22 protein-coding genes and 1 riboswitch are annotated in these 19,858 nt (G+C 70.3%); of the genes, 13 read left to right on the top strand and 9 right to left on the bottom strand.

Features of this window, described 5'->3' with window-relative positions:
* The first annotated feature begins 22 nt into the window (after positions 1 to 22).
* From G6N31_RS21985 to G6N31_RS21975, 3 genes are read left to right on the top strand one after another with little or no spacing between them, the layout of a single operon-like run.
* A complete protein-coding gene (locus tag G6N31_RS21985) occupies positions 23 to 1,012 on the top strand; it encodes an NAD-dependent epimerase/dehydratase family protein (RefSeq protein WP_098004233.1) in 990 nt (329 codons plus the stop codon).
* Between the two features lie 25 nt (positions 1,013 to 1,037).
* Entirely contained in the window at positions 1,038 to 2,348 is a 1,311-nt protein-coding gene (locus G6N31_RS21980; protein WP_098004232.1) for an NAD(P)/FAD-dependent oxidoreductase, read from the top strand.
* A 12-nt stretch (positions 2,349 to 2,360) separates the two neighbouring features.
* Positions 2,361 to 2,996, top strand: coding sequence for a trimeric intracellular cation channel family protein (locus tag G6N31_RS21975; protein ID WP_098004231.1), 636 nt, complete (start codon positions 2,361 to 2,363; stop codon positions 2,994 to 2,996).
* On the opposite strand, the gene G6N31_RS21970 is transcribed toward G6N31_RS21975, so the two are convergent.
* Complete coding sequence (locus G6N31_RS21970) at positions 2,993 to 3,433, bottom strand: acyl-CoA thioesterase (RefSeq protein ID WP_098004230.1); 441 nt, start codon at positions 3,431 to 3,433, stop codon at positions 2,993 to 2,995. The two genes, G6N31_RS21975 and G6N31_RS21970, sit on opposite strands and share 4 nt — an antisense overlap.
* Positions 3,433 to 4,740, bottom strand: a complete 1,308-nt coding sequence (locus G6N31_RS21965) for a hydroxyacid-oxoacid transhydrogenase (protein ID WP_098004229.1) — start codon at positions 4,738 to 4,740, stop codon at positions 3,433 to 3,435. The genes G6N31_RS21970 and G6N31_RS21965 overlap by 1 nt, the downstream gene beginning before the upstream one ends.
* 52 nt (positions 4,741 to 4,792) lie before the next feature.
* Here G6N31_RS21965 and G6N31_RS21960 point away from each other — a divergent pair, with 52 nt between their 5' ends.
* Positions 4,793 to 5,476 carry an alpha/beta hydrolase family protein gene (locus G6N31_RS21960; protein ID WP_098004228.1) on the top strand — a complete coding sequence of 228 codons (684 nt, stop codon included), beginning with the start codon at positions 4,793 to 4,795 and terminating at the stop codon, positions 5,474 to 5,476.
* Between the two features lie 25 nt (positions 5,477 to 5,501).
* The gene (locus tag G6N31_RS21955) at positions 5,502 to 6,356 is read left to right on the top strand and encodes a class I SAM-dependent methyltransferase (protein WP_234815372.1); all 855 of its coding nucleotides are present in this window, start codon (positions 5,502 to 5,504) and stop codon (positions 6,354 to 6,356) included.
* On the opposite strand, the gene G6N31_RS21950 is transcribed toward G6N31_RS21955, so the two are convergent.
* The 6 genes from G6N31_RS21950 to G6N31_RS21925 all read right to left on the bottom strand — a co-directional run bounded on the left by G6N31_RS21950 (position 6,311) and on the right by G6N31_RS21925 (position 11,489).
* Entirely contained in the window at positions 6,311 to 7,567 is a 1,257-nt protein-coding gene (locus G6N31_RS21950) for a sulfotransferase family protein (protein WP_098004226.1), read from the bottom strand. The genes G6N31_RS21955 and G6N31_RS21950 overlap by 46 nt on opposite strands.
* Positions 7,564 to 8,643 (bottom strand): DUF1214 domain-containing protein, encoded by a 1,080-nt coding sequence (locus G6N31_RS21945; RefSeq protein WP_244962246.1) that lies wholly within the window; start codon positions 8,641 to 8,643, stop codon positions 7,564 to 7,566. The genes G6N31_RS21950 and G6N31_RS21945 overlap by 4 nt, the downstream gene beginning before the upstream one ends.
* The gene (locus G6N31_RS21940) at positions 8,640 to 9,245 is read right to left on the bottom strand and encodes a TetR/AcrR family transcriptional regulator (protein WP_179964221.1); all 606 of its coding nucleotides are present in this window, start codon (positions 9,243 to 9,245) and stop codon (positions 8,640 to 8,642) included. Before G6N31_RS21940 ends, G6N31_RS21945 begins: the two co-directional genes overlap by 4 nt.
* 68 nt (positions 9,246 to 9,313) lie before the next feature.
* The gene (locus tag G6N31_RS21935; RefSeq protein ID WP_098003636.1) at positions 9,314 to 10,153 is read right to left on the bottom strand and encodes an SDR family oxidoreductase; all 840 of its coding nucleotides are present in this window, start codon (positions 10,151 to 10,153) and stop codon (positions 9,314 to 9,316) included.
* Between the two features lie 56 nt (positions 10,154 to 10,209).
* Positions 10,210 to 10,647 (bottom strand): SRPBCC family protein, encoded by a 438-nt coding sequence (locus G6N31_RS21930; protein ID WP_098003637.1) that lies wholly within the window; start codon positions 10,645 to 10,647, stop codon positions 10,210 to 10,212.
* Entirely contained in the window at positions 10,644 to 11,489 is an 846-nt protein-coding gene (locus G6N31_RS21925) for a lysophospholipid acyltransferase family protein (protein WP_098003638.1), read from the bottom strand. Before G6N31_RS21925 ends, G6N31_RS21930 begins: the two co-directional genes overlap by 4 nt.
* Before the next feature lie 186 nt (positions 11,490 to 11,675).
* On the opposite strand from G6N31_RS21925, the gene G6N31_RS21920 reads away from it, so the two are divergent.
* From G6N31_RS21920 to G6N31_RS27685, 8 genes are all read left to right on the top strand, one after another.
* A complete protein-coding gene (locus tag G6N31_RS21920; RefSeq protein ID WP_098003639.1) occupies positions 11,676 to 12,746 on the top strand; it encodes a GGDEF domain-containing protein in 1,071 nt (356 codons plus the stop codon).
* 216 nt (positions 12,747 to 12,962) lie between these two features.
* Entirely contained in the window at positions 12,963 to 13,430 is a 468-nt protein-coding gene (locus G6N31_RS21915; RefSeq protein WP_098003640.1) for a hypothetical protein, read from the top strand.
* Between the two features lie 63 nt (positions 13,431 to 13,493).
* Positions 13,494 to 14,954, top strand: a complete 1,461-nt coding sequence (locus G6N31_RS21910) for a serine hydrolase domain-containing protein (protein ID WP_098003745.1) — start codon at positions 13,494 to 13,496, stop codon at positions 14,952 to 14,954.
* 17 nt (positions 14,955 to 14,971) lie between these two features.
* Positions 14,972 to 16,168, top strand: a complete 1,197-nt coding sequence (locus G6N31_RS21905; RefSeq protein WP_098003641.1) for a lycopene cyclase family protein — start codon at positions 14,972 to 14,974, stop codon at positions 16,166 to 16,168.
* 28 nt (positions 16,169 to 16,196) lie between these two features.
* Positions 16,197 to 17,666: an amidase gene (locus tag G6N31_RS21900; protein ID WP_098003642.1), complete on the top strand. Its 1,470-nt coding sequence runs from the start codon at positions 16,197 to 16,199 to the stop codon at positions 17,664 to 17,666.
* Between the two features lie 27 nt (positions 17,667 to 17,693).
* A riboswitch (guanidine-III (ykkC-III) riboswitch) is annotated at positions 17,694 to 17,760 on the top strand.
* Between the two features lie 17 nt (positions 17,761 to 17,777).
* Positions 17,778 to 18,092, top strand: a complete 315-nt coding sequence (locus G6N31_RS21895; RefSeq protein WP_098003643.1) for a DMT family transporter — start codon at positions 17,778 to 17,780, stop codon at positions 18,090 to 18,092.
* Positions 18,093 to 18,094: 2 nt separating this feature from the next.
* Complete coding sequence (locus G6N31_RS21890) at positions 18,095 to 18,433, top strand: DMT family transporter (RefSeq protein ID WP_098003644.1); 339 nt, start codon at positions 18,095 to 18,097, stop codon at positions 18,431 to 18,433.
* Between the two features lie 55 nt (positions 18,434 to 18,488).
* Complete coding sequence (locus G6N31_RS27685; protein ID WP_264033333.1) at positions 18,489 to 18,620, top strand: hypothetical protein; 132 nt, start codon at positions 18,489 to 18,491, stop codon at positions 18,618 to 18,620.
* Between the two features lie 17 nt (positions 18,621 to 18,637).
* Here G6N31_RS27685 and G6N31_RS21885 read toward each other — a convergent pair whose 3' ends face one another.
* Positions 18,638 to 19,831, bottom strand: a complete 1,194-nt coding sequence (locus G6N31_RS21885) for an NAD(P)/FAD-dependent oxidoreductase (protein WP_098003645.1) — start codon at positions 19,829 to 19,831, stop codon at positions 18,638 to 18,640.
* Positions 19,832 to 19,858: the final 27 nt, after the last annotated feature.

The raw sequence follows: 19,858 nt of genomic DNA, 5'->3' as shown, positions 1-19,858 counted from the left end.
GCAGACGGGGAACAGCACGGTTATGTCTGTGCGCGTCGCCGTCACCGGCCCCACCGGGGAAATCGGACTGTCCACCATCAGCGCACTCGAAGGCCACCCCGAGGTGTCCGAGATCGTGGGCATGGCCCGGCGCCCGTTCGACCCCGCCGAGCACGGCTGGACCAAGACCACCTACCGCCAGGGCGACATTCTCGACCGCGACGCCGTCGACGCCCTGGTCGCCGACGCCGACGTGGTGGTCCATCTGGCGTTCATCATCATGGGCTCGCGGGAGGAGAGTGCGCGGGTCAACCTCGCCGGCACCCGCAACGTGTTCGAAGCCACGGTGGCCGCCGCCCGGCCGCGCCGGCTCGTCTACACCTCGTCGGTGGCCGCCTACGGCTACCACTCCGACAATCCGGTGCCGATCACCGAGGAGGTGGCGCCGCGCGGCTCACCCGAGCACTACTACTCCGAGCAGAAGGCGGCCTGCGAGGCCACCCTGGCCGAGGTCACCGCGGGCTCGCCGCTCGAGGTCTTCATCCTGCGGCCATGCATCGTCGCCGGACCGAAGGCGACCGCGCTGGCCGACGCCATGCCGTGGAACCAGTTGCCGGGTCCGGTGCGACGAATCTCGCAGGCGCTGCCGCTGCTCAAGCCACCGTTCCCCGACCCGGGCACACCGCTGCAGCTGGTGCACCACGACGACGTCGCCGCCGCCATCGCACTGGCGGTCACCACCCGCACCGCACCGCCGGGTGCCTACAACATCGCCGGCGACGGAGTGCTGTCGATGTCCGAGGTCGGTGACGCGCTGGGGGCACGTCCGTTGAAGGTGCCGCGGGCCGCCGCGGTGGCGACGTCAGAGCTGATGACGCGGTTGCCGTTCGTCCCGTCCAGCCTCGAATGGCTGCATGCAGGCCGCACCTCGGTGGTGATGGACACCGCCAAGGCCCGCGACCTGCTCGGCTGGCAGCCGAAATTCACCGCAGCAGAGACTCTTTCCGCCCTGTCGAGCGCCGTGGGCGCGTGACGACCGAATCAGGAGGATGCGATCGATGACGTCTGTCGTGATCGTCGGCAGCGGGTTCACCGGCTTCGAGTGCGCCCGCCGGCTGGTCCGGATTCTGCGCAAACAGGACGCGCAGGCTGAGGTGACGCTGGTGTCGCCGGTCGACTACATGCTCTACACGCCGCTGTTACCCGACGTCGCCGGCGGCGTGGTCGACGGCCGCTTCGTCACCATCCCGCTGGCCAACGCGTTGCGCGGGGTCCGGTTGGTGCGGGGCCGGGCCACCGACGTCGACTTCGACGGCAAGACCCTGACCTACACCGACCCCGAGGACCGCGCCCGCGAGCTGCGCTGGGACCGGCTGGTTTTGGCTCCGGGTTCGGTGACCCGGCTCTTCGACATCCCCGGGCTGGCCACCCACGCACGTGGGCTCAAGTCCACCGCCGAGGCGCTCTATCTGCGCGACCACGTACTCGAGCAGCTCGAACTCGCCCATGTCGACGACGACCCGGACCGGATCCGGGCCCGCCGCACCATCGTGATCGTCGGCGCGTCCTATTCGGGCACCGAGCTGGCAGTGCAGTTGCGTGCGCTGGCCGATTCCGCGGCCCGGCAATTGGGTTTCGACCCCGCCGAGGTCCGATTCCTGCTGCTGGACATGGCCGAGCAAGTGATGCCCGAGGTCGGTGAGAAGCTCGGTGCCGCCGCGCTGGAGGTGTTGCGGCAGCGTGGAATCGACGTCCGACTCGGCATGACCCTCAACGCCGTCGAGGACGACCACGTCATCCTCAGCGACGACACGCGCGTCGACACCCACACCGTCGCGTGGGTCACCGGTGTCACCGGCGCCCCGCTGATCGAATCCCTGGGCCTGGACACCGAGCGCGGACGGCTCAAGGTCAACGCCGACCTGCAGGTGCCCGGTCACCCCGACGTGTTCGCCGCCGGTGACGCCGCAGCGGTCCCCGACCTCACCAAGCCGGGCAAAATCACCCCGCCCACCGCCCAGCATGCCACTCGGCAGGGAAAGGTGCTGGCGCGCAACGTCGCAGCCAGCTTGGGCTACGGGACCCGCAAGCAGTACAAGCATCGGGACATGGGTTTGGTGGTCGATCTCGGTCCGCGCTACGCGGTGGCCAATCCGCTCAACGTGCAACTGTCCGGCCGTCCGGCGAAGTTCGTCACCCGCGCCTATCACCTACTGGCGATTCCGCGGCTCGTCAACAGGTGGGCGGTGTCGCTGGCGTACCTGACCGATGCGGTGTTCGATCGGTCGGTGGTGTCGATGGGGCTGTCCACCACTGCGGACGCGAACTTCGCTGCCAGCGAGGGCATTCCGCTGCCGAAGGCGAACTGAGGCAGGCCGGGAGTGGCCGACCCGCCGCCACTGCTGCTGGCGTTGGACCTGACCGGCACATTCGCGTTCGGTCTCAATGGCGCGCTGACCGCGGTCCGCGCCACTCACCTCGATGTCGTCGGCGTGGTGACGTTGGGGATGATGACCGCGCTGGGCGGCGGGGTGATCCGCGACGTGCTGATCGGCGCGATACCGCCGGCGACGTTCGTCGACTGGCGGTACTTCAGCCTGGCGCTCGCGGGTGGTCTGATCGCGTTCCTGCTGAGCCGGCGGCTCGACCGGCTGGAGATGCCGATCACCGTGCTCGACGCGATCGGGTTGAGCGTGTTCGCCGTGATCGGCGCCGCGAAGGCCGTCGACTACGGGCTGGGTTTCGGTCCGGCGGTGCTGCTCGGCGTGGTCACCGCGGTGGGCGGCGGCACCATTCGCGACACCATGATCGGGCAGGTCCCCACCGTGCTGCGCAGTGAGCTCTACGCGATCCCCGCACTGGTCGCCGCCGTCGCCACGGTGGCCGCCATCTACCTCGACGTCTACAGCCTGCCGGTGGCGCTGGCGGCCGCGGCGGCGTGTTTCGTCATCCGGATGGTCGGGGTCCGGTTCCAGCTCAACGCCCCCCGCCCGCCCGGACACCGGTTCGACCGCTAGCCCGGCGCGGCGATGCGCGCCAGCGCGTCGCGCAGCGACTCCGGAATCGGGACGGCCCGCCGCGTGTCGCGGTCGACGAAGACATGCACGAAATGTCCATGGGCGACGGCGCGCTCCTCGGTACTGTCCGCGCGGAAGATGGCCACCCCGTAGGTGACCGAGCGGTTGCCGAGTTTGTCGACCCGCAGGCCGGCACGCAGCTCATCGGGGTAGGCGACCGGGGCGAGGTAGGTGCAGGCCGATTCCACGACCAGCCCGATGACGGGTCCGGCATGAATGTCCAGTCCCCCGACGGTGATCAGGAAATGGTTGGCGACGGAGTCGAAGTAGCTGTAGTAGGTGACGTTGTTGACGTGGCCGTAGACGTCGTTGTCCATCCAGCGGGTGGTGACGGGCACGAAGTAGCGGTAGTCCGCTGCGGAGGGCTGCGCGGTCATCACCAGTACCGCATGGCGTGGCGGAACGTGTCGGTCAGCAGCGTGTGGTCGACCTGCAGCGGAGCGTTGGACAGCAACCTCTGTTGTGGCAGGGCCCCGTCAGCCAGCGTGGCGGCGTCGGCGCTGCTGTAGCCGACCCCGGACAGTCCGTTGGGCATCGTCACCGCACGCATGATGTCGACCAGGTGGTCGGAGAGGATGTCGCCGGCATCGTCGGCGGCGACGGCGTCGAGCACGTCGGCACCGAGGATGCGCGCGGCCTCGAGGTGGCGCACCGGGTCGCTGGCGGCGGTGACGGAAAACGCGGCGGGCGCGTTGAGGATCACCGCCATACCATGCGGCACAAGGGGTTCGGTGCCGGGATAGCCGTCCGGATGGTATCGGCGGACCTGCCCGGCCACCGCGTAGGACATCGCGTGCGGAAGGTGCACCCCGGCGTTGCCGAACGCGATGCCGGCCAATGTCGCGGCCCACATCACCCGCTCGCGGGCCTCGCGGTCCGAGGCGTCGGCGACCGCCCGGGTCAGGTACTTCCCGAGCAACCGCAACGCTTCCCGGCTGCCGAGATCGCTCCACGGGTTGGCGCCCTGACTCATGGGGCGCTGGGTGGGACGCGGGGGCGCTGCGCGTCGGCGGTAGGGCCGCGCGGTGTAGGACTCCAGTGCGTGGGACAGCACGTCGAGTCCGCTGCACGCCACCACCGGCCCGGGCAGGGTGTCGGTGCTGTCGGGGTCGACCAGCGCCTCGGTGGGGCGCAACGCGGGTGCGGCGATGCCGGTCTTGGCGTGCATCTCCAGCAGGTCGAAGATCGCGATACCGGTGACCTCGCTGCCGGTGCCCGAGGTGGTGGGGCAGGCGATGTGCGGGCGCAGCGGTCCCGGCACGGCGACCCCCGCACCGATCGGCGCGTTGACGTAGTCGAGGAACCCGGCCGGGTGGGTGGCGTAGAGGTTGGCCGCCTTGGCGGTGTCGATCACCGAGCCGCCGCCGACCGACACGTACCCGTCGGCCTTGGTCCCCGTCGCGAAATCGATGGCCTGCCGGAAGGATTGATCGGTCGGCTCGACGTGGACGTCGGTGTAGGGCACCACGTCCAGACCGGCTGCGCGCAGTGCGCCCAGCGCGGTGGCGAACACTTCGAGCTGTGCGACGACGGGATCGGAGAACAGCGCCACCCGGGTGACGCCCAGCGCCGCGGCGCGATCCCCCACCTCCCGCAGGCACCCGCGGCCGAACGTCACGCGCGACGCGTCGACGGTGAATGCGGTGTCGTAGGAGTCGCCGGCGAGGTCGTGGTGGCAGGCCATCCCCCGATTCTGCCCCGTGGCGCCCGCCGGTCCGGTTCGGCACCCTGGAGCCATGGACACTGTGGAATACGCCCCCCGCCGGTTCGCCGATGTGTTCGGCGAACCGGGCGACCCCACCCTGCTGGTGTGGCACGGGACCCAGACCGACGCCCGCGGCACGGTCGGCCCGCTGTGCGAGCTGCTCGCCGAGCGTGGGTTCGCGGTGGTCGCCGCGGACTGGGACTCCCACGCCGAGGACCACGGCCGCGCCGATCTGCTGGCCTCGGCTGAGTTCGCGCAGGGCCGGTCGGGCGGGGCCTCAGGTCTGGCGGTGGTCGGCTGGTCGCTCGGGGCGGCCGCCGCCGCGGGTCTGACGCTGCGGGCGGCGAACTACAGCGTCTCGGTCAGCCACACCGTGTGTCTGGCCGGGGCGTTCATGGCACCGGACCCGATCTCCGGTGAGCCGTTGTCGGCGCTGCTGGCCACCGCACCCGTCGGTGCCGGGTTCACGCTGCTGCACGGTGTCGACGACGACGTGGTCCCGGCCGCGGCCAGCCGCGCGTTCGGCGACGATCTGCAGCAGGCCGGGTGGCCGGTCCGCGTGCTCGAGTTGCCCACCGACCACGGCGCGATCGCCGGGGCCCGGTACGACGCCGCCGTGGACCGCTATTTTCCCGCCACCGACGAGCACACCCACACCGTCGCCGCCGATGTCGCCGACCACATCGCCGCCGCGCTGTCCCCTGACGCGGCCTAGCCCTTCGCCGGGTACTTTCGGTGGAGTGGACCATCCGCCGAACAAAGTCGACGCCGGCTCGCTGACCGGTGTCTCGGAGACCGCGCTGCTGACGCTCAACGGTCGCGCGTTCCAGGCGCGGCATCCACGCGCCATCATCGACGACCCGATGGCGATCCGGCTGGTCGACTCAATCGACTTCGACTTCGACAAGTTCGGCCGCAAGGGTCAGGAGATGGCGCTGCGGTCGCTGGCCTTCGACCGGGCGGCGCGCGCCTACCTGTCCCGGTATCCGAAAGCCACCGTCGTCGCGCTCGCCGAAGGCCTGCAGACCAGTTTCTGGCGGCTCAGCGCCACCATCGCCGAGCCGCGATTCCGTTGGCTGACCGTCGACTTCGCGCCTGTCGTCAGGTTGCGCGAACAGCTGTTGCCGCCGTCGGACCGGATCACCGCCCTGGCCCAGTCGGCGCTGGACTACAGCTGGATGGACCACGTCGACACCAGTGACGGCGTGTTCATCACCGCCGAGGGACTGCTGATGTATCTCCAGCCCTACGAGGCGATGGGCCTGATCCGCGCCTGTGCCGGCCGCTTCCCGGGCGGGCAGATGGTTTTCGATCTGCCCCCGGTGCTGGTCAAGAAGGTCGCGCCCAAGGGCATGCGCTCGTCGCTGCGCTACCGGGTGCCGCCCATGCCGTTCAGCCTCAGCCCGGCGCAACTGGCCGACCTGGCGGATACGGTGCCCGGGGTCACCGCCGTGCACGACCTGCCGATGCCCCGCGGCCGCGGGATGTTCTTCGAAAAGGTCTTCCCCGCGTTCTGGCAGTTCAGACCTACCAAGCAGGTTCGGGGCGCCTACACGCTCCTCGAGTTCGGTGCCGACAGGAAGCGGGCGCGGTAGGCCGACAACCGCTCGGCCACCTCGTCGGGGTCCAGGCCGATGTCGCTCATGCGGTACTCGACACCGCCGTGCCGGCCGCGCGGATGGTCGCGGCGGAACCGCGCCATCGCGTCGCGCGTGTGCGCTCCGAAGGGTTGGCCGGCGACCTCGTAGATGTGCGCCAGCGTGGCCTGCTCGTCGGCCATGAAATCGTCGAAGCGGACGTCGACCGACTGTCCGGCCGGCAGCACCTCGCGGTCCCGGACGCAGCCGTTGAAAAGGTCTGCGACCCGATCGAGCCAGTATCGGCCCACCGCGGCCGGGTCCGGCCGCAGCGACGCCATCCGCGCCGCGTAGGCGATCATGGTGACCATGGACCGCGTCACCTCAGCCGGATCACGATGGGTGACAACGAATGTCGCATCGGGGAAGGTCTCGGCCAGTACCGGGAACTGTTCGAGATGTTGCGGTGACTTCAGGATCCACCGGGTCCCGCCGCGCAACCACTGCAACGCCTGCAGGCTGCGTTTGAGGTAGGCATAGGACGGCCGCTGGTCGTGGGTTTTGTAGTGCGCCGCGAAACTCGGTACGCGGTAGGTGGTTTCGAACAGCATGCCGGAGATGTCGTTGGCCAGCAGCTGAATCTCCTCGTGCGCGTGGTCGACGGTCATCTCGTGCATGCGCTTGAAGTGCGGCATCGTGGTGTCGATCAGGTCGAGGCCCGCTGCGCAGCGGTCACGCCGCGGCTGGTCATCGGTCTCGTCGGGCGCCGGGAACGGTTCCAGACTCTCCCAGTACGGCAGGTAACGCAGGCCGGGATCGGCGGCGATCAGATTGTGCAGATGCGTGGTTCCGGTCCGCGGCAGGCCGCAGATGATGATCGGGCGATCGACGGGCACGTCGAGGATCTCCGGTCGCGCGCTGATCAACGCTTCCAAACGCAGCCGGTTGACCAGATTGCCCACCAGCTGCTCGAACACCACCGCGGTTCCGGCGTCGGAGAGCCCGGCCTCGTCGCGCAACGCGGCGCACAGCACGTCGAGACGTTCGCGGAAGCCGTCGTCACCCCAGTCGCTGAGGCCGGTGCGCTCACCGGCAGCGGTCAGCAGGGCCGCGGGGCTGAGCTCGAGGGTCTGTCCGTAGGCTGCCAGCGCCTCGCGTATGGGTTGCGCCGCAGGCGGATACACCGGGTCAGCCAGATCCGTGAATCGGATCGCCGCCGGACGGGTCACCGCGACAACTCGCTCGCCGCGACCACCCGGCAACGGGGCCGGTCCGGTGTCCGTTCGGGGAGGAACCAGCGCAGCCAGATCAGGCCCTGCGACCGGCCGGCGGTCGAGACCCAGTTCGGGTGCCCGGGGTCTCGGTCGCTGACGACGATCTGCCAGGAACCGTCGGGCTGGTAAGTGATCTGCGCCCCGTTGATCGTGACCCGCTCGTAGGTGTAGTCGTAGGTGTGCAGGAACGGATTCCACAGGCACAGGTTCCAGAAGACGCATTCCGGTGAGGTGCCTTCGACGATCAGCGCCTGATCCGGCGCCAGCTCATAGGCGCCCATCGCGTAGGCGGCGTCGGCGGCCGACCAGCCGTAGGCGTGTTCGGGAACCGGAAAGGGCTCGTGGATCGAGTTGGGCGGGCCGATCCGGGTGGGCAGGAACGACACCTGTTCCCGCAGCCAGGTTTTCGCGAAGCGCAGCCGACGGGTCAGGTCCGCGGCACTGTCCCGGCGGCGGGCGGGCGGGTCGACGGCCTCGATCTTCCACTCCGGCCGGCGGCCGGTGACCGGCTCGGTCAGGTAGTCGCGGGTGAGGGCGAACTCCGCGTCGGCGTCGAGTTGAAGCCACGTGCCGTTCTGGGGATCGGGGCTGAGCATGAACTCGAAGTTCCCGTCGGCATCGAACTCGAGGCCGTGATCGTTCATCGTGCCGACGATTCGGTTGCTGTACTGCCCCTCGCCGGGGCCGCCATAGACGGTCATCGACAGATACACGGCGTCACCGCGGTTGCCGCGGACGCGGTAGGTGCGGGTCGGATCCAGCGGCGCGAGTTGGTAATACGCGTCGGAGTTGTCGCCTCCCCACTTCAGATACGGGCCGATCAGGTCGGTCAGGATGGGTTTGTCCCGGTCCCCCCAAACGTAGGCGTCGACGGCGACGCGCAGCAGGCTGAACGTCAGGCGGTAGCCGTCGAGCAGATCGGGCTCGCTCAGCGCCGGTTCGGTGGTGAGCATCTTGGTCTCGAAGGCGCGCAGTTCGTCGAGCAGCTCGCCGAACGCGCGGGAGAGCTCGGTTCGCTCGGTGTCGTTCACACGTCCTCCTCGACTCTGGGGGCTGCGCCCTGCAGCACCACCGAACAGATCCTGTCGACGAAATCGTCGTCGGCGCGGTGACCGAGCACCTGCACGCCGTAGAAAGTGCTGCCGATCAGCACGTCGTACAGCGCGTCACCGTCGACGTCGGGCCGGGCGGTGCCCGCCGCGATGCCGGCATCGACCAACGCGCGGAACTGCGCACGGGTGCTGTCGTCGAGCAGCTGTTGCGCCCGGATCGACAGGTCCGGGTCGCGGTGCCGCTCGGTGAGGATGCCCATCACCGCCGCCTCGACCACCGGGTCGGTCCAGAACCGGATCACCCGCTCGGTGAAACCCCGCACGTCCTGCGCGAAGTCGCCGCTGCCGACGACCTCTGCGCCGGCGGCGGCGTCGCCGAACGCGGCGTCGAACACGACGTGCACCTTCGAGGGCCAGCGCCGGTAGACGGTGGGCCGGCTGGTGTTCGCGGCCCGCGCCAGGGACTCCATCGACAGCTTGTCGTAGCCGTCGGTCACCAGCAGGCGCCGGGCCGCGGTCAGGATGGCCGCGTCGGTCCCGGGATCACGACGCCGGCCGCGCGCCGGCTCCGGGTCAGGCACCGCGGGTCCCGCTCACATCGCGTTACGCTACGTAACGTAATGCAACGCTGTCAATGTCTGTTCCGGGCCTAACCTGCTTGCGCGGCGACGCGGGCGCGTTCCCGCATCGAGGCGACCACGCCACCGTCGTTGAGGATGTCGGTCCCGGTGAGATAGCCGGCGCGGGAGCTCGCGCAGAAAGCCAGCAGCTCGGCCATCTCCTGCGGGGTCCCCCACCGCGGGACCGCCGCGTCGGTGACCATCGCAGCGGCACCGGCCTGCTCCTCGAGCCGGCCCATCTCGGTGTCGATCGAACCGGGCGACACCGACACGATCCGCTGCCCCCGGGTGTTGAAGCGTTCGGCCTGGGCGCTGCTGTACCACCGCACGAACGCCTTGCTCACCGCGTAGGCGACGCCGGAGCGCATGTCCTCGGGCACCACCTCGCACGCGGTCAGCATCTCGGTCAGGAAGGTGGACTCGTCGGTCAGGGCGAGCGCGTACTGCGCGATAGGCAACAGCTCTTCGGGCACCAGATACGCGGCCATCGACGCGACGTTGACCACGGCGCTGCCTGCACCGGCCGTGTCGTGGAAGACCTCGTCGACATAGAGCGTGCCCAGCGCGTTGGTGCGCATCACGTACTCCGCGTCACCCATGCTCGGACTCACTCCCGCGGTGTGGATCACCGCGCTCAGCGTGCCCAGACCGGCGGCGCGGTCGAACAGGTCGGCGACGGCCGCCCGGTCGGTGACGTCGCAGTGCACCGCTGTGACGTCGACGCCGAGGCCGGCGAGTTCGGCGGCGGCGGCGTCGAGCCGGTCTGTGCGGACGTCGGCGAGCACCACCTTGTGGTCGGTGCCGACGACTTTGGCTGTCGCGGTACCCATCCCGCCCGCGCCTCCGGTGATCACGATCACGTTCTGCATGATGCAGACGCTATACCGATGGCATTACCGGATGGACACTCAGGTCCGCACGTCGGCTAACCGCCCTCGACCAAGCGCTTCAGCCGCTCCAGTGTCTGTTTCATCAGGTGCGACACCTGCCGGGCGGCTACCCGGTCGGCGATCAGGCCCAGCAGACCGCCCGGGGCCTCGTAGGCCAGCCGGAAGGTGACCTTGGTCTTGCCGCCGTCGGCGTCGCGCAACCGGAATCGACCGCGCAGGGTCACCCCGGTCAGGCCGACCCAGGCCAGGTCGCGCCCGTCGTCGAACTCGACCACCTCGACGACGCCGCCGATCGGTACCGACCCCACCTTCCAGTGCACCGTGTAGCGCGAGCCGACCCCGACGACGTCCTCGGTGACGATCTCCCAGCGTTCCAGGCTGGCCATGAACTCCGGGTAGCACCCGGGATCGCTGACGTGCTTCCAGACGGCGTTCCGGTCGGCATCGACGACCACGCTGCGCGACAGCCTCATCCGAGCACCGGGAAACGACGTTCGGCGGAGAGTCGATCGACGGCGGCCTGCAGGACACCCTCGACCTTCTCGTGGACGACCTCGTCGTCGGCGGCTTCGATCTCGTCGGCCGCGATCGGGTCCTGAGCCTCGACGACGATCTTCGACGGCAGCGGGATGTGGCCGTAGAGATCACTGACCACCAGCCCCCACGGCGGAGCCAGCGCGATCGGCACGCTCTTGAGCCGGAAGAGTCTGTCCACGCCGAGGAGTCGGGCCAGCCACTGTCCTCGACTGAGGAAGAAGACGCTCTCCTGTCCGCCGACGGCGGCAATCGGAACGATCGGCACGCCGGCCTCTCGCGCCAACCGCACGTAGCCCATGCGCCCACCGAAGTCGACCTTGTTGCGCTCCCAGAACGGGCGGAACACCTCGTAGTCGCCGCCGGGGTAGACCAACAGCGCGGCGCCGGACTCCAGCGCGAGTCGGGCGTTGTCGGGGTTGGCGGCGACGGTGCCGAACTTGCGCAGCGACGCCAGCGGCGGCGCGGACACGACGAGGTTGTGGGCGAGTTGGTAGAACGGGCGCTCGACACCGAAGTAGGAGCAGAACGCCAGCGTGAACACGAACGTGTCGGGCGGGACGTTGCCGCCGCTGTGGTTGCCGACCATCAGCACCGGCCCCTCGGACGGAATGCGATCGAGGCCGCGCACGTCAGCGCGGAAGTACAGCGAGGCCAGCAGCCACAGGCCGGGCAATTGCTCACGGATGTAGTCGGCGTCGCGCTGGTCCAGGTCGGCCTTGGGCACGCGCGCGGCGACCTGCTCCTTGACCCATCCGAGTGCGTCTTCAAACCCCGCCATGGGTGGAAATATTGACCACGCTCGCTTCGGGCAAACCTGGCCGTGCCGAGCCGCCGCGACGCGGGGAACCGACGGCACCCCGGTCGACCGTTTTCTGCCGGCTCCGACGGCACCGCCTGTACCGTGAGCAAACACGCGTACGAGCCTCACGCCCGCGCGCGCAACGTCTCTTGGGGGAAGCGGCGAATGCATTGGTTAGCCCGGTGGTGGCACCAGCCCGACCACTTCGACTGGCTCAGTGGCTACCTGCAGGCTCGCGGTTTGGCCCGCCCGACGCGCCGGATGATGGTGCTGGTCGCCGCGTCGCTGGCGCTGGTGCCCTTGAACGCGGTGTGGGGCCCGGGGGCGGTCGACGACCGGATCACCATGGCGCTGGCCGTGTGCGCCGCGGTCGCCGGGCTGACGCTGGCGGTGTTGTGGTCCACGCGCTGGCCCAATCGCTGGGAGTCGATCCTGTTCGCCGCGGTGGGCAGTCTCACGATCGCCGGCGGCTGCCTGTCACAGTCCGAACCACTGATCGGGCTGATGTTCTGCACCGCCCTCGCGGTCTCCGGCGGGTACATCGCGTTCTTCCACACCGCCCGGTACATGCTGTTGAACTTCCTGCTGGCCGTGAGCGTCGGGGCCTGGCAGGCCTACCGGGTCGCCGAGGCCGGCGCGCCGATGATCGCGGTCACCGGATACTTCCTGGTGCTCGAGCTCAACATCGGGGTGCCGTTCGCGATTCAGGTGGTGGTCCGGACGCTGGGCGCCGACCTGTTGCGCACCGACCGCGATCCGCTCACCGGGCTGCTGAACCGGCGGCCGTTCACCGACTTGGTCGTCGGCCGGCTGGTCGCCCGTCGCGGCGATGCGTACCTCGCCCTGGCGCTGCTGGATCTCGACCGGTTCAAGTCGATCAACGACATCTACGGCCACGCCAGCGGGGACGAGGCCTTGGTGCAGGTCGCCCGGGCGCTGACGAAGGCCTGTCCCGGCACCGCCCTGCTCTGCCGGATGGGCGGTGAGGAGTTCCTGGTCGCCGACATCGTGGAATCTCCGGTGCCCACCGACTGGGCCCAATGCCTGTGCAGCGCTGTGGAATCGGTGTCCTACACCGTGACCGCCAGCGTCGGGACCGCGACGACGGCGTTGCATGATGTCGGCGCCGACCAGGCCGAGGCGATGTTCCACCGTCTGGTGCGCGCCGCGGACGCCGCCATGTATCGGGCCAAGCGCGAAGGCGGGAACCGGGTGCAGCACGCCGGCGCGGCATAGTCCGCCCGGCCGTCCGCCGAGTGTGCAATCAGGGCGGGATTGTCCCCCTATGCCGGAACCGACCGCCGAGGCTCTCGAGCCCGGCGAGCACCAAACCCGTCGTAGTGCATTCGTTACGAAGGTTTGTCCCATTTGCCACATGGGTAACTTTTGTCACAGGGCCGGGAAACGTCCGACCGGCTTCACACCGAGAAAAGAGTCGAATGGATCACCACGATGAACACAATCCTTTACTTCAGCACCAACGGCGCCGTTTATGAGACCCGGGCCTACAGTAAGGCCGACATCGACGCGCTGGTCTCCGACCAGGCGTTGCAGTCGCTGACCAGCAGCGATCACCAGTTCGACTTCTGGTTCAGCCCCACTACCCACCGGTGCCAGCGCCGCGTGAACCGCCGCGCCACCGAACTCCTGCTCGCGACCACCGGTTTCACCGCCAAGAACGTCCCGCTGCTGCACGGCTGCGTGGTCCTCGCCACGCATGACGAGGACGGCGACCTCGACGGGCTGAGCTGGCAGCAGCTAGACCTGCTCATCGAGCGCAGCCGGTCTCTGACCAAACGCGACGAGCGGGTGCTCAACCGCCGGATCAGCCGTGAGGACGCGCGCCGCCAGAGCACGGTGGCGGCGGTGGCCCCCGCCCCGGTCAGCTGCGCCCGACCGCGCACCCCGGTCCGCCACTGAGCTTCGCGTCACCCGCGCCGGTTCTCCCCTGCCGCGCTCCGCCGCAAGGGCACGATGGGAGCCATGCGCGATGCGGTCGCCGGACCCACCGGCTCGTCCCCCGCGAGACGACGTCCGCCCATCGTGCGGTGGTGCGCCGCAGGCATCCTCCTGATCGCCGTCGGCACCTCGTGTGGGCGGCCCCCGGCACCGGTGCCGTCGCCCACACCGACGGCAGCACTCACGACGACGCCCCCCACCACAGCGCCCGCGACGACGGCCGCCCCGCCGCCCGTACAGGCGATCCCCGGGGCGGATTTCACGGCGGTTTTCCAGCTGCTGCGCGAGGCCATCGCCGCTCACCGGCTACCCGGCGCGGTCGTCCAGATCGGGCACTCCGGCGCGGTCGTGTTCCGGGAAGCGTTCGGCGCGCGCAAACTGCCCGGTCAGCCCGGGCTGGACGGTTCGCCCGGGCCCGCAGAACCGATGACCGAGGACACGCTCTTCGATCTGGCGTCGCTCACCAAGGGCGTCGCGACCGCGACCGCCTTTCTGCAGCTCTACGAGCAGGGCCTGGTCCGGCTCGACGATCCGGTGCAGACGTATCTCCCCGGTTTCAACCCGGCGGCCGACCCGCGGCGCGCTCGGGTGACGGTCCGGATGCTGCTCACCCACACCTCGGGCCTGGCCGGTGATCTGAGCCTGGACGGCCCGTGGGGGCTGGACCGGCCGGCCAAAGCCGAAGGCCTCCAACGGGCCATGGCCGCGTGGGTGGTGTTCGAGCCGGGCGATTTCCATTACTCCGACATCAACTTCATCCTCGTGGGCGCGATCGTCGAGAAGCTCACCGGCGAGCCGTTGGACGTCTACGTCACCGACCACGTCTTCGCGCCACTCGGCATGACCGACACCCACTACCTGCCGGTGACGAAAGTCTGTGGACCCCATCGGGTCCGGGGGACGGCGGTGACCCTCGGAGACCACCTCCCCTGGCTCGCCGGCTGCCCGGCCGGGACGTGGAGCACCGGGCTGCTCCCGCGTGTCGCTCCGACGGCACGAGACGGCGACACCCCGGGCCTCAACCCCGACTTCGGGTTCCTGCTGCGCGGGACCGTGCACGATCCGACCGCGCGCCGGATGGGCGGGGTGACCGGAAGCGCCGGGGTGTTCTCCACGGCCGGTGACCTCGGACGCTTCGCCCAGGCGCTGCTCGACCGCCTTGCCGGCCGGCCGAGCACCTTTCCGCTGACCCGCTCCACCGCGCAGTTGATGACGACGCCGCAACAGCCGGGCGAGACGAACCTGCGCGGCCTCGGCTGGGACATCGACACCGCACATTCCCGACCGCGCGGCACGCGCTTTCCGGTCGGCAGCTTCGGCCATGCCGGCTTCACCGGTGTCACGCTGTGGGTCGATCCCGGGTCGGAGACCTACGTGATCGTCCTGGCGAACGTGATCCATCAACCGGGAGGTCCGCCGATCGTGAAGCTCAGCGGCGACGTGGCCACCGCGGCCGCCCATGCGCTGGGCCTCTACCCCGACTAGGTCAAGCGGCGGGCACGATGAGAGGCATGGACGTGGTGGTGGTCGGGGCCGGGCCCGCGGGGCTGGCGTTGGCAGGGGCGTGCGCGCGGCGGGGTCTGGTCACCGGGCTGCTCGATCCGGCCCCGGAACGGCCGTGGACGGCGACCTACGGCACGTGGAGCCGCGAACTGCCCGCCGACCTGCCGGCCTCGGTGATCGCTGCCCGTGCCGCCGGCCGGGTGATCGCGCGGACCGAACACCACCTCGGCTGGGAGTACGCCGTGCTCGACGTACCCGCGCTGCAGGCGCACCTGACCGACCGGCTCGCCGGGGTGCGCCGGTACACCGGTCGCGCCGTCGGGTCACCGCAGCCCGGCGTGGTCGCCCTGGCCGACGGGACGACTCTGCGCGCCCGGGTCGTCGTGGACGCCGGCGGACGGTGGCGCCCGTTGGATCGCACCGCGTCCCGGGGCAGACCGGCCGAGCAGACCGCCTACGGGCTGATCCTCGACAGCGCCGCGGCCGCGCCGTGGACGCGCCCGGGAGACGCGCTGTTCATGGACTGGCGCGCCGATCACGGCGAAACCGGGTGGCCGACCTTCCTCTACGCCGTCCCGTTGGGCGGGGATCAGGTGCTGGTCGAGGAAACCTCCCTGGCGCGGCGGCCCGGGCTGCCGCTGTCGACGTTGCGGCGGCGGTTGCACGCCCGCTTGGCACGGCACGGCATCGCGGCGCCGAAAGACGCACGCAGCGAGAAGGTCTCGTTCCGCGTCGACCATCCCCGCCACCGCGGGCCCGGGGTGCTCGGGTTCGGCGCGGCCGCGCCGCTGATGCACCCGGCCACCGGGTTCAGTGTGGCCGCTTCGCTCACGCTGGCCCCGCGGGTCGCCGGCGCACTGGCCGACCGGCTGCCGCAGGGTCCGGACCAGGCGCTGGCGGCGGCACAGGCGGTGCTGTGGCCGCCAGCGGCACAGGTGGTGCACCGCTTCCGGCGGATCGGGCTGGAGGCGCTGCTGCGGATGCCGCCGGAGGAGATCCCCGACTTCTTCGAGCAGTTCTTCACCCTGCCGGACTCGCACCGCTGGGCTTACCTGACCGGCCGCGACGATCTCCGCGGCCATGTCGCCGCCCTGGGTCGTCTCTTCCGGATGGCCAGTCCGCGGCTGCGCCGCCGCCTCGTCCTGCCCGCGGTGCTGCCTCCGGTGCGCACCAACGACGCGCGCGTCACGACGTAACGCGTCGCCGGTTCCGTACGGTCGAACCGTGGACTTCGACGAATACCGCACCTACGACGCGACCGGTCTGGCCGAGCTGGTCGCCGACAAGCAGGTGACCGCCGACGAACTGCTGGACCTCGCCCGGCAGCGGGCGGCCGCGGTCAACCCACGCCTGAACGCCATCGTCCGCGATGTCCCCACGGCGTCCCAGCCGCGGCGCGACGGGCAGTTCACCGGGGTGCCGTTCCTGATCAAGGATCTCGCGCAGGACTATGCCGGTCTGCCCACCTCGGCGGGGTCGCGGGCGCTGGCGTCGGCCCCGGCCGCCGAACACGCCACCGTGGTGTCGCGCTGGCTCGACGCCGGACTGGTGATCTTCGGCAAGACCAACACCCCCGAATTCGGCGCCAAGGGCATCACCGAGCCCGACCTGTGGGGTCCGGCCCGCAATCCGTGGGACCTCTCCCGCTCTCCGGGCGGCTCGTCGGGCGGGTCGGCCGCCGCGGTGGCGGCCGGCATCGTGCCGTGCGCCGGCGCCAACGACGGCGGCGGTTCGATCCGGATTCCCGCCGCCTGTTGCGGTCTGGTCGGCCTCAAGCCGGGACGCGGGCTGACTCCGTCGGGACCGGCCGTCGGAGAGTCGATGCACGGCGCCGCCGTCCAGGGTGTGGTCTCCCGCACCGTCCGCGACACCGCGGCGATGCTCGACGTGATCGGCGGCGGCGAGCCGTGGGGACCGTACGCGCCCGCGATGCCGACGTCGTCCTTCGCCGACTGCGTCGGCGCGCCTCCGGGGCGGTTGCGCATCGGCGTGCGGGTACCGTCGGCGATCAATCCCCAACCGCATCCCGAGGCGCGGGCCGCCGTGGAGGCGACCGTGGCCGCGCTGACCGAGCTGGGCCACGAGGTCGAGGAGCTGGCCGCCGCGCCGTTCGACGACGCGGCGCTGGCCCGGGATTTCCTGTGCACCTGGTTCGTTCACGCCGCGTGGGAGGTCGCCGAGGCCAAACGGCTGACCGGGGCCGGTGACGAAGGCTTCGAACGCGACACCCTGCTGCTGGCCTCGCTGGGCCGGGCCACCAGCAGCGTCGACTACGTCGACGCCGTGGAGCGGCGCCACGCCCACACGCGCCGGCTGACCGAGTTCTTCGAGTCCCACGATCTGTTGCTGACGCCGACGCTGGCCACTCCCCCACCCAAGATCGGCGAGTTCGACCTGCCGGTGCTGCTGCAGCGCGCCTCCGAGTTGCTGATCAGGACGCGCACCGCCCCGCTGCTTCGCTTCACCGCGATCGTCGACGACATCGTCGACAAGAACCTGAACTGGGTGCCCTACACGCAATTGGCGAATCTGACGGGCCGGCCGGCGATTTCGGTCCCGCTGCACTGGACCGCCGACAGGCTGCCGCTCGGGGTGCAGTTCGTCGCCCCGCTGGCCGGGGAGTCGCTGCTGATCCAGCTGGCCGCCCAGCTGGAGGAGGCGAGGCCGTGGGCCGACCGGACGGCTCCGGTCTGAGCGCTCTGCGTCATCGGTAGCCTGGCGGCAGCGCCCCTGACCCGGGGACGTGCGGACGAGGGAGCAGTACCCGCCCAAGCCAAGACTGCCTTTTCGGGAGGTGGTGTTGTCATGGCCTGGTTGATCCTCGTCGGAGCGGGTCTGCTGGAAGCGGTGTGGGCGGTCGCGCTCGGCGCGTCGAGGAACTTCCGGCGCCGGCGTCCCACCGTGGTCTTCGCCATCGCGATGCCGGCGAGCCTGGTGGGCCTCGCCGTGGCCATGGACTCTCTTCCCACCGGGACGGCCTACGCGGTGTGGGTCGGTATCGGCGCGTCGATGACGGTGCTGTGGGCGATGCTGACCCGCCAGGAGGCCGCGTCGGCCGCGCGCATCGCGCTGCTAATGCTGTTGGTGGCCTCGGTGATCGGCCTCAAGGTGGTGAGCTAGCGATGCCGTGGATCGTGCTGACAATCAGCGCGGTACTGGAAGCGATCTGGGCCACCGCGCTGGGGCAGAGCGAACAGTTCACCCGGCCGATGCCCACGGTCGTCTTTCTGCTCGCTCTCGCGCTCAGCATGGCCGGCCTGGGCTGGGCCGCCCGGTCGATCCCGATCGGCACCGCGTACGCGGTCTGGACCGGGCTGGGGGCGGCCCTGACGGTCGGCTACGCGATGGCGACCGGCGAGGAGCCGGTGTCGACGGCCAAGGTGCTGTTTCTGGCACTGATCATCGCCGCGGTGACCGGCCTGCGCGTGCTGCCCGCGCGATCTCCGGCGCGAGCACCCTGACCCGGGGCAGCTGAGGCGTGGTTACCGTCGGCCGCGTGCGGGTACGGGACCGACCATGACAGCTTCGAACGACAATGTAACGCCCGAGTACGCCATCAAGGACGAGGACGAGTTGGCCCCGGCCACCCCTGGCGCGGAGGGTCTGCCGCTGCCCGACGATGCGGTGGAGAAGCCTTCCGAAAGCTGATCGCGCACGGCGGCCGGTCAGAGCCGGCCCTTGAGGATCTGGTGCCAGTACAGCTGCGGTAGGACGTAGCGATCGAAGACCCATGCGGAGCGCCGGGGCTTGGTGGCGTCGAGGAATGACGGCAGCGACGACGCCGGCGCCCCGGCGCGGTCGAACTCCCCGGCGATCAGATGATGCCCGTCGGTGGTGACCGGAGCGACGGTGTAGCCGTCGTATCCGGTCAGTGTCTGCCCGTGGCGGGCGGCCAGCAGGTTGTCGGCCAGCGTGGCGACCTGGCGGCGCAGCGCACCCCCGGAGGGGTCGGTGTCGACCGCGGCGCCGTCGCCGGCCGCCCAGATGTTGGGGTGGGTGCGATGCCGCAGGGTGGTCGCGTCGATGTCGACGAGGCCGTGCGGCGCCGAACCCGTCAGCCCCGACTCCTGCAGCCACGCCGGGCCCCGGAACGGCGGCACGAGGTGCAGCAGGTCGAAGTCGAGTGTCTCTGCTGTCGCGCCTGCGACGGTGATCGTCTGCCGGTCGGGGTCGACGGCCTCGACACGGGTTTCCGACAGCACCCGCACCCCGGCGCGCTGCAGCGCGTCGGACAGCCTGCTGTCGAGGTCGGGCACCCCGAGCAGATGCGGTCGGTCCACCACCAGGGTGAGGTCCAGTCCGGCGAGCCGTCCGGTACGACGCCAGTGATCAGCGGCCAGCAGCAGCGGCTTGATCGTCGTGCCGGTGCAGCTGACCGGTGGTCGCGGAACCGTGAACACCGCACGGCCACCGGGCCGTAACGCCGTGACGAGCCGCCAGGTCTTGTCGGCCCGATCGAGATAGTTGCTCGTCACCGCCGGGGCATCGACGACGGTGTCGATGCCGGGCAGGACGTCGACGTCGGGTACCAGCCCGGTGCCGATGACCAGGTCGGTGTAGCGGTAGCGCCGTCCGGACGCACACCGCACCGTCGCCGTGCCGGCGTCCACGCCCGTGGCGCGATCCTGGATCCACGTGCACTCGGGCGGTGTCACCGAGCGCTGCGTGCGCTCGGCGGTGCGCAACTCGGCTTGCCCGCCACCGACATAGGACAACAGCGGCCGGTAGGTGTGCACATGCTGGGGTTCGACGACCGCGACATCGCCGACACCTTTGCGGATCAGCCGGGCCGCGGTGCTGATGCCGGCGTTGCCGCCGCCCAGGATGAGAACGTCGAAATGGCGGTCGGCGTGAGACATCTCTAGGCGTTACCCCGGTCCCCGACC

This window comes from Mycolicibacterium duvalii, assembly GCF_010726645.1.
GTDB lineage: Bacteria > Actinomycetota > Actinomycetes > Mycobacteriales > Mycobacteriaceae > Mycobacterium > Mycobacterium duvalii.
This window is presented reverse-complemented; position numbering and strand designations above follow the sequence as displayed.

Coding starts and splice junctions, on each gene's coding strand:
- G6N31_RS21930 (WP_098003637.1), bottom strand. CDS start 10,647: ATGAGGCTGTCGCGCAGCGTGGTCGTCGATGCCGACCGGAACGCCGTC.
- G6N31_RS21890 (WP_098003644.1), top strand. CDS start 18,095: ATGCCGTGGATCGTGCTGACAATCAGCGCGGTACTGGAAGCGATCTGG.
- G6N31_RS21985 (WP_098004233.1), top strand. CDS start 23: ATGTCTGTGCGCGTCGCCGTCACCGGCCCCACCGGGGAAATCGGACTG.
- G6N31_RS21935 (WP_098003636.1), bottom strand. CDS start 10,153: ATGCAGAACGTGATCGTGATCACCGGAGGCGCGGGCGGGATGGGTACC.
- G6N31_RS21885 (WP_098003645.1), bottom strand. CDS start 19,831: ATGTCTCACGCCGACCGCCATTTCGACGTTCTCATCCTGGGCGGCGGC.
- G6N31_RS21895 (WP_098003643.1), top strand. CDS start 17,778: ATGGCCTGGTTGATCCTCGTCGGAGCGGGTCTGCTGGAAGCGGTGTGG.
- G6N31_RS21965 (WP_098004229.1), bottom strand. CDS start 4,740: ATGGCCTGCCACCACGACCTCGCCGGCGACTCCTACGACACCGCATTC.
- G6N31_RS21905 (WP_098003641.1), top strand. CDS start 14,972: ATGAGAGGCATGGACGTGGTGGTGGTCGGGGCCGGGCCCGCGGGGCTG.
- G6N31_RS21920 (WP_098003639.1), top strand. CDS start 11,676: ATGCATTGGTTAGCCCGGTGGTGGCACCAGCCCGACCACTTCGACTGG.
- G6N31_RS21925 (WP_098003638.1), bottom strand. CDS start 11,489: ATGGCGGGGTTTGAAGACGCACTCGGATGGGTCAAGGAGCAGGTCGCC.
- G6N31_RS21915 (WP_098003640.1), top strand. CDS start 12,963: ATGAACACAATCCTTTACTTCAGCACCAACGGCGCCGTTTATGAGACC.
- G6N31_RS21960 (WP_098004228.1), top strand. CDS start 4,793: ATGGACACTGTGGAATACGCCCCCCGCCGGTTCGCCGATGTGTTCGGC.
- G6N31_RS21980 (WP_098004232.1), top strand. CDS start 1,038: ATGACGTCTGTCGTGATCGTCGGCAGCGGGTTCACCGGCTTCGAGTGC.
- G6N31_RS27685 (WP_264033333.1), top strand. CDS start 18,489: ATGACAGCTTCGAACGACAATGTAACGCCCGAGTACGCCATCAAGGAC.
- G6N31_RS21970 (WP_098004230.1), bottom strand. CDS start 3,433: ATGACCGCGCAGCCCTCCGCAGCGGACTACCGCTACTTCGTGCCCGTC.
- G6N31_RS21910 (WP_098003745.1), top strand. CDS start 13,494: ATGCGCGATGCGGTCGCCGGACCCACCGGCTCGTCCCCCGCGAGACGA.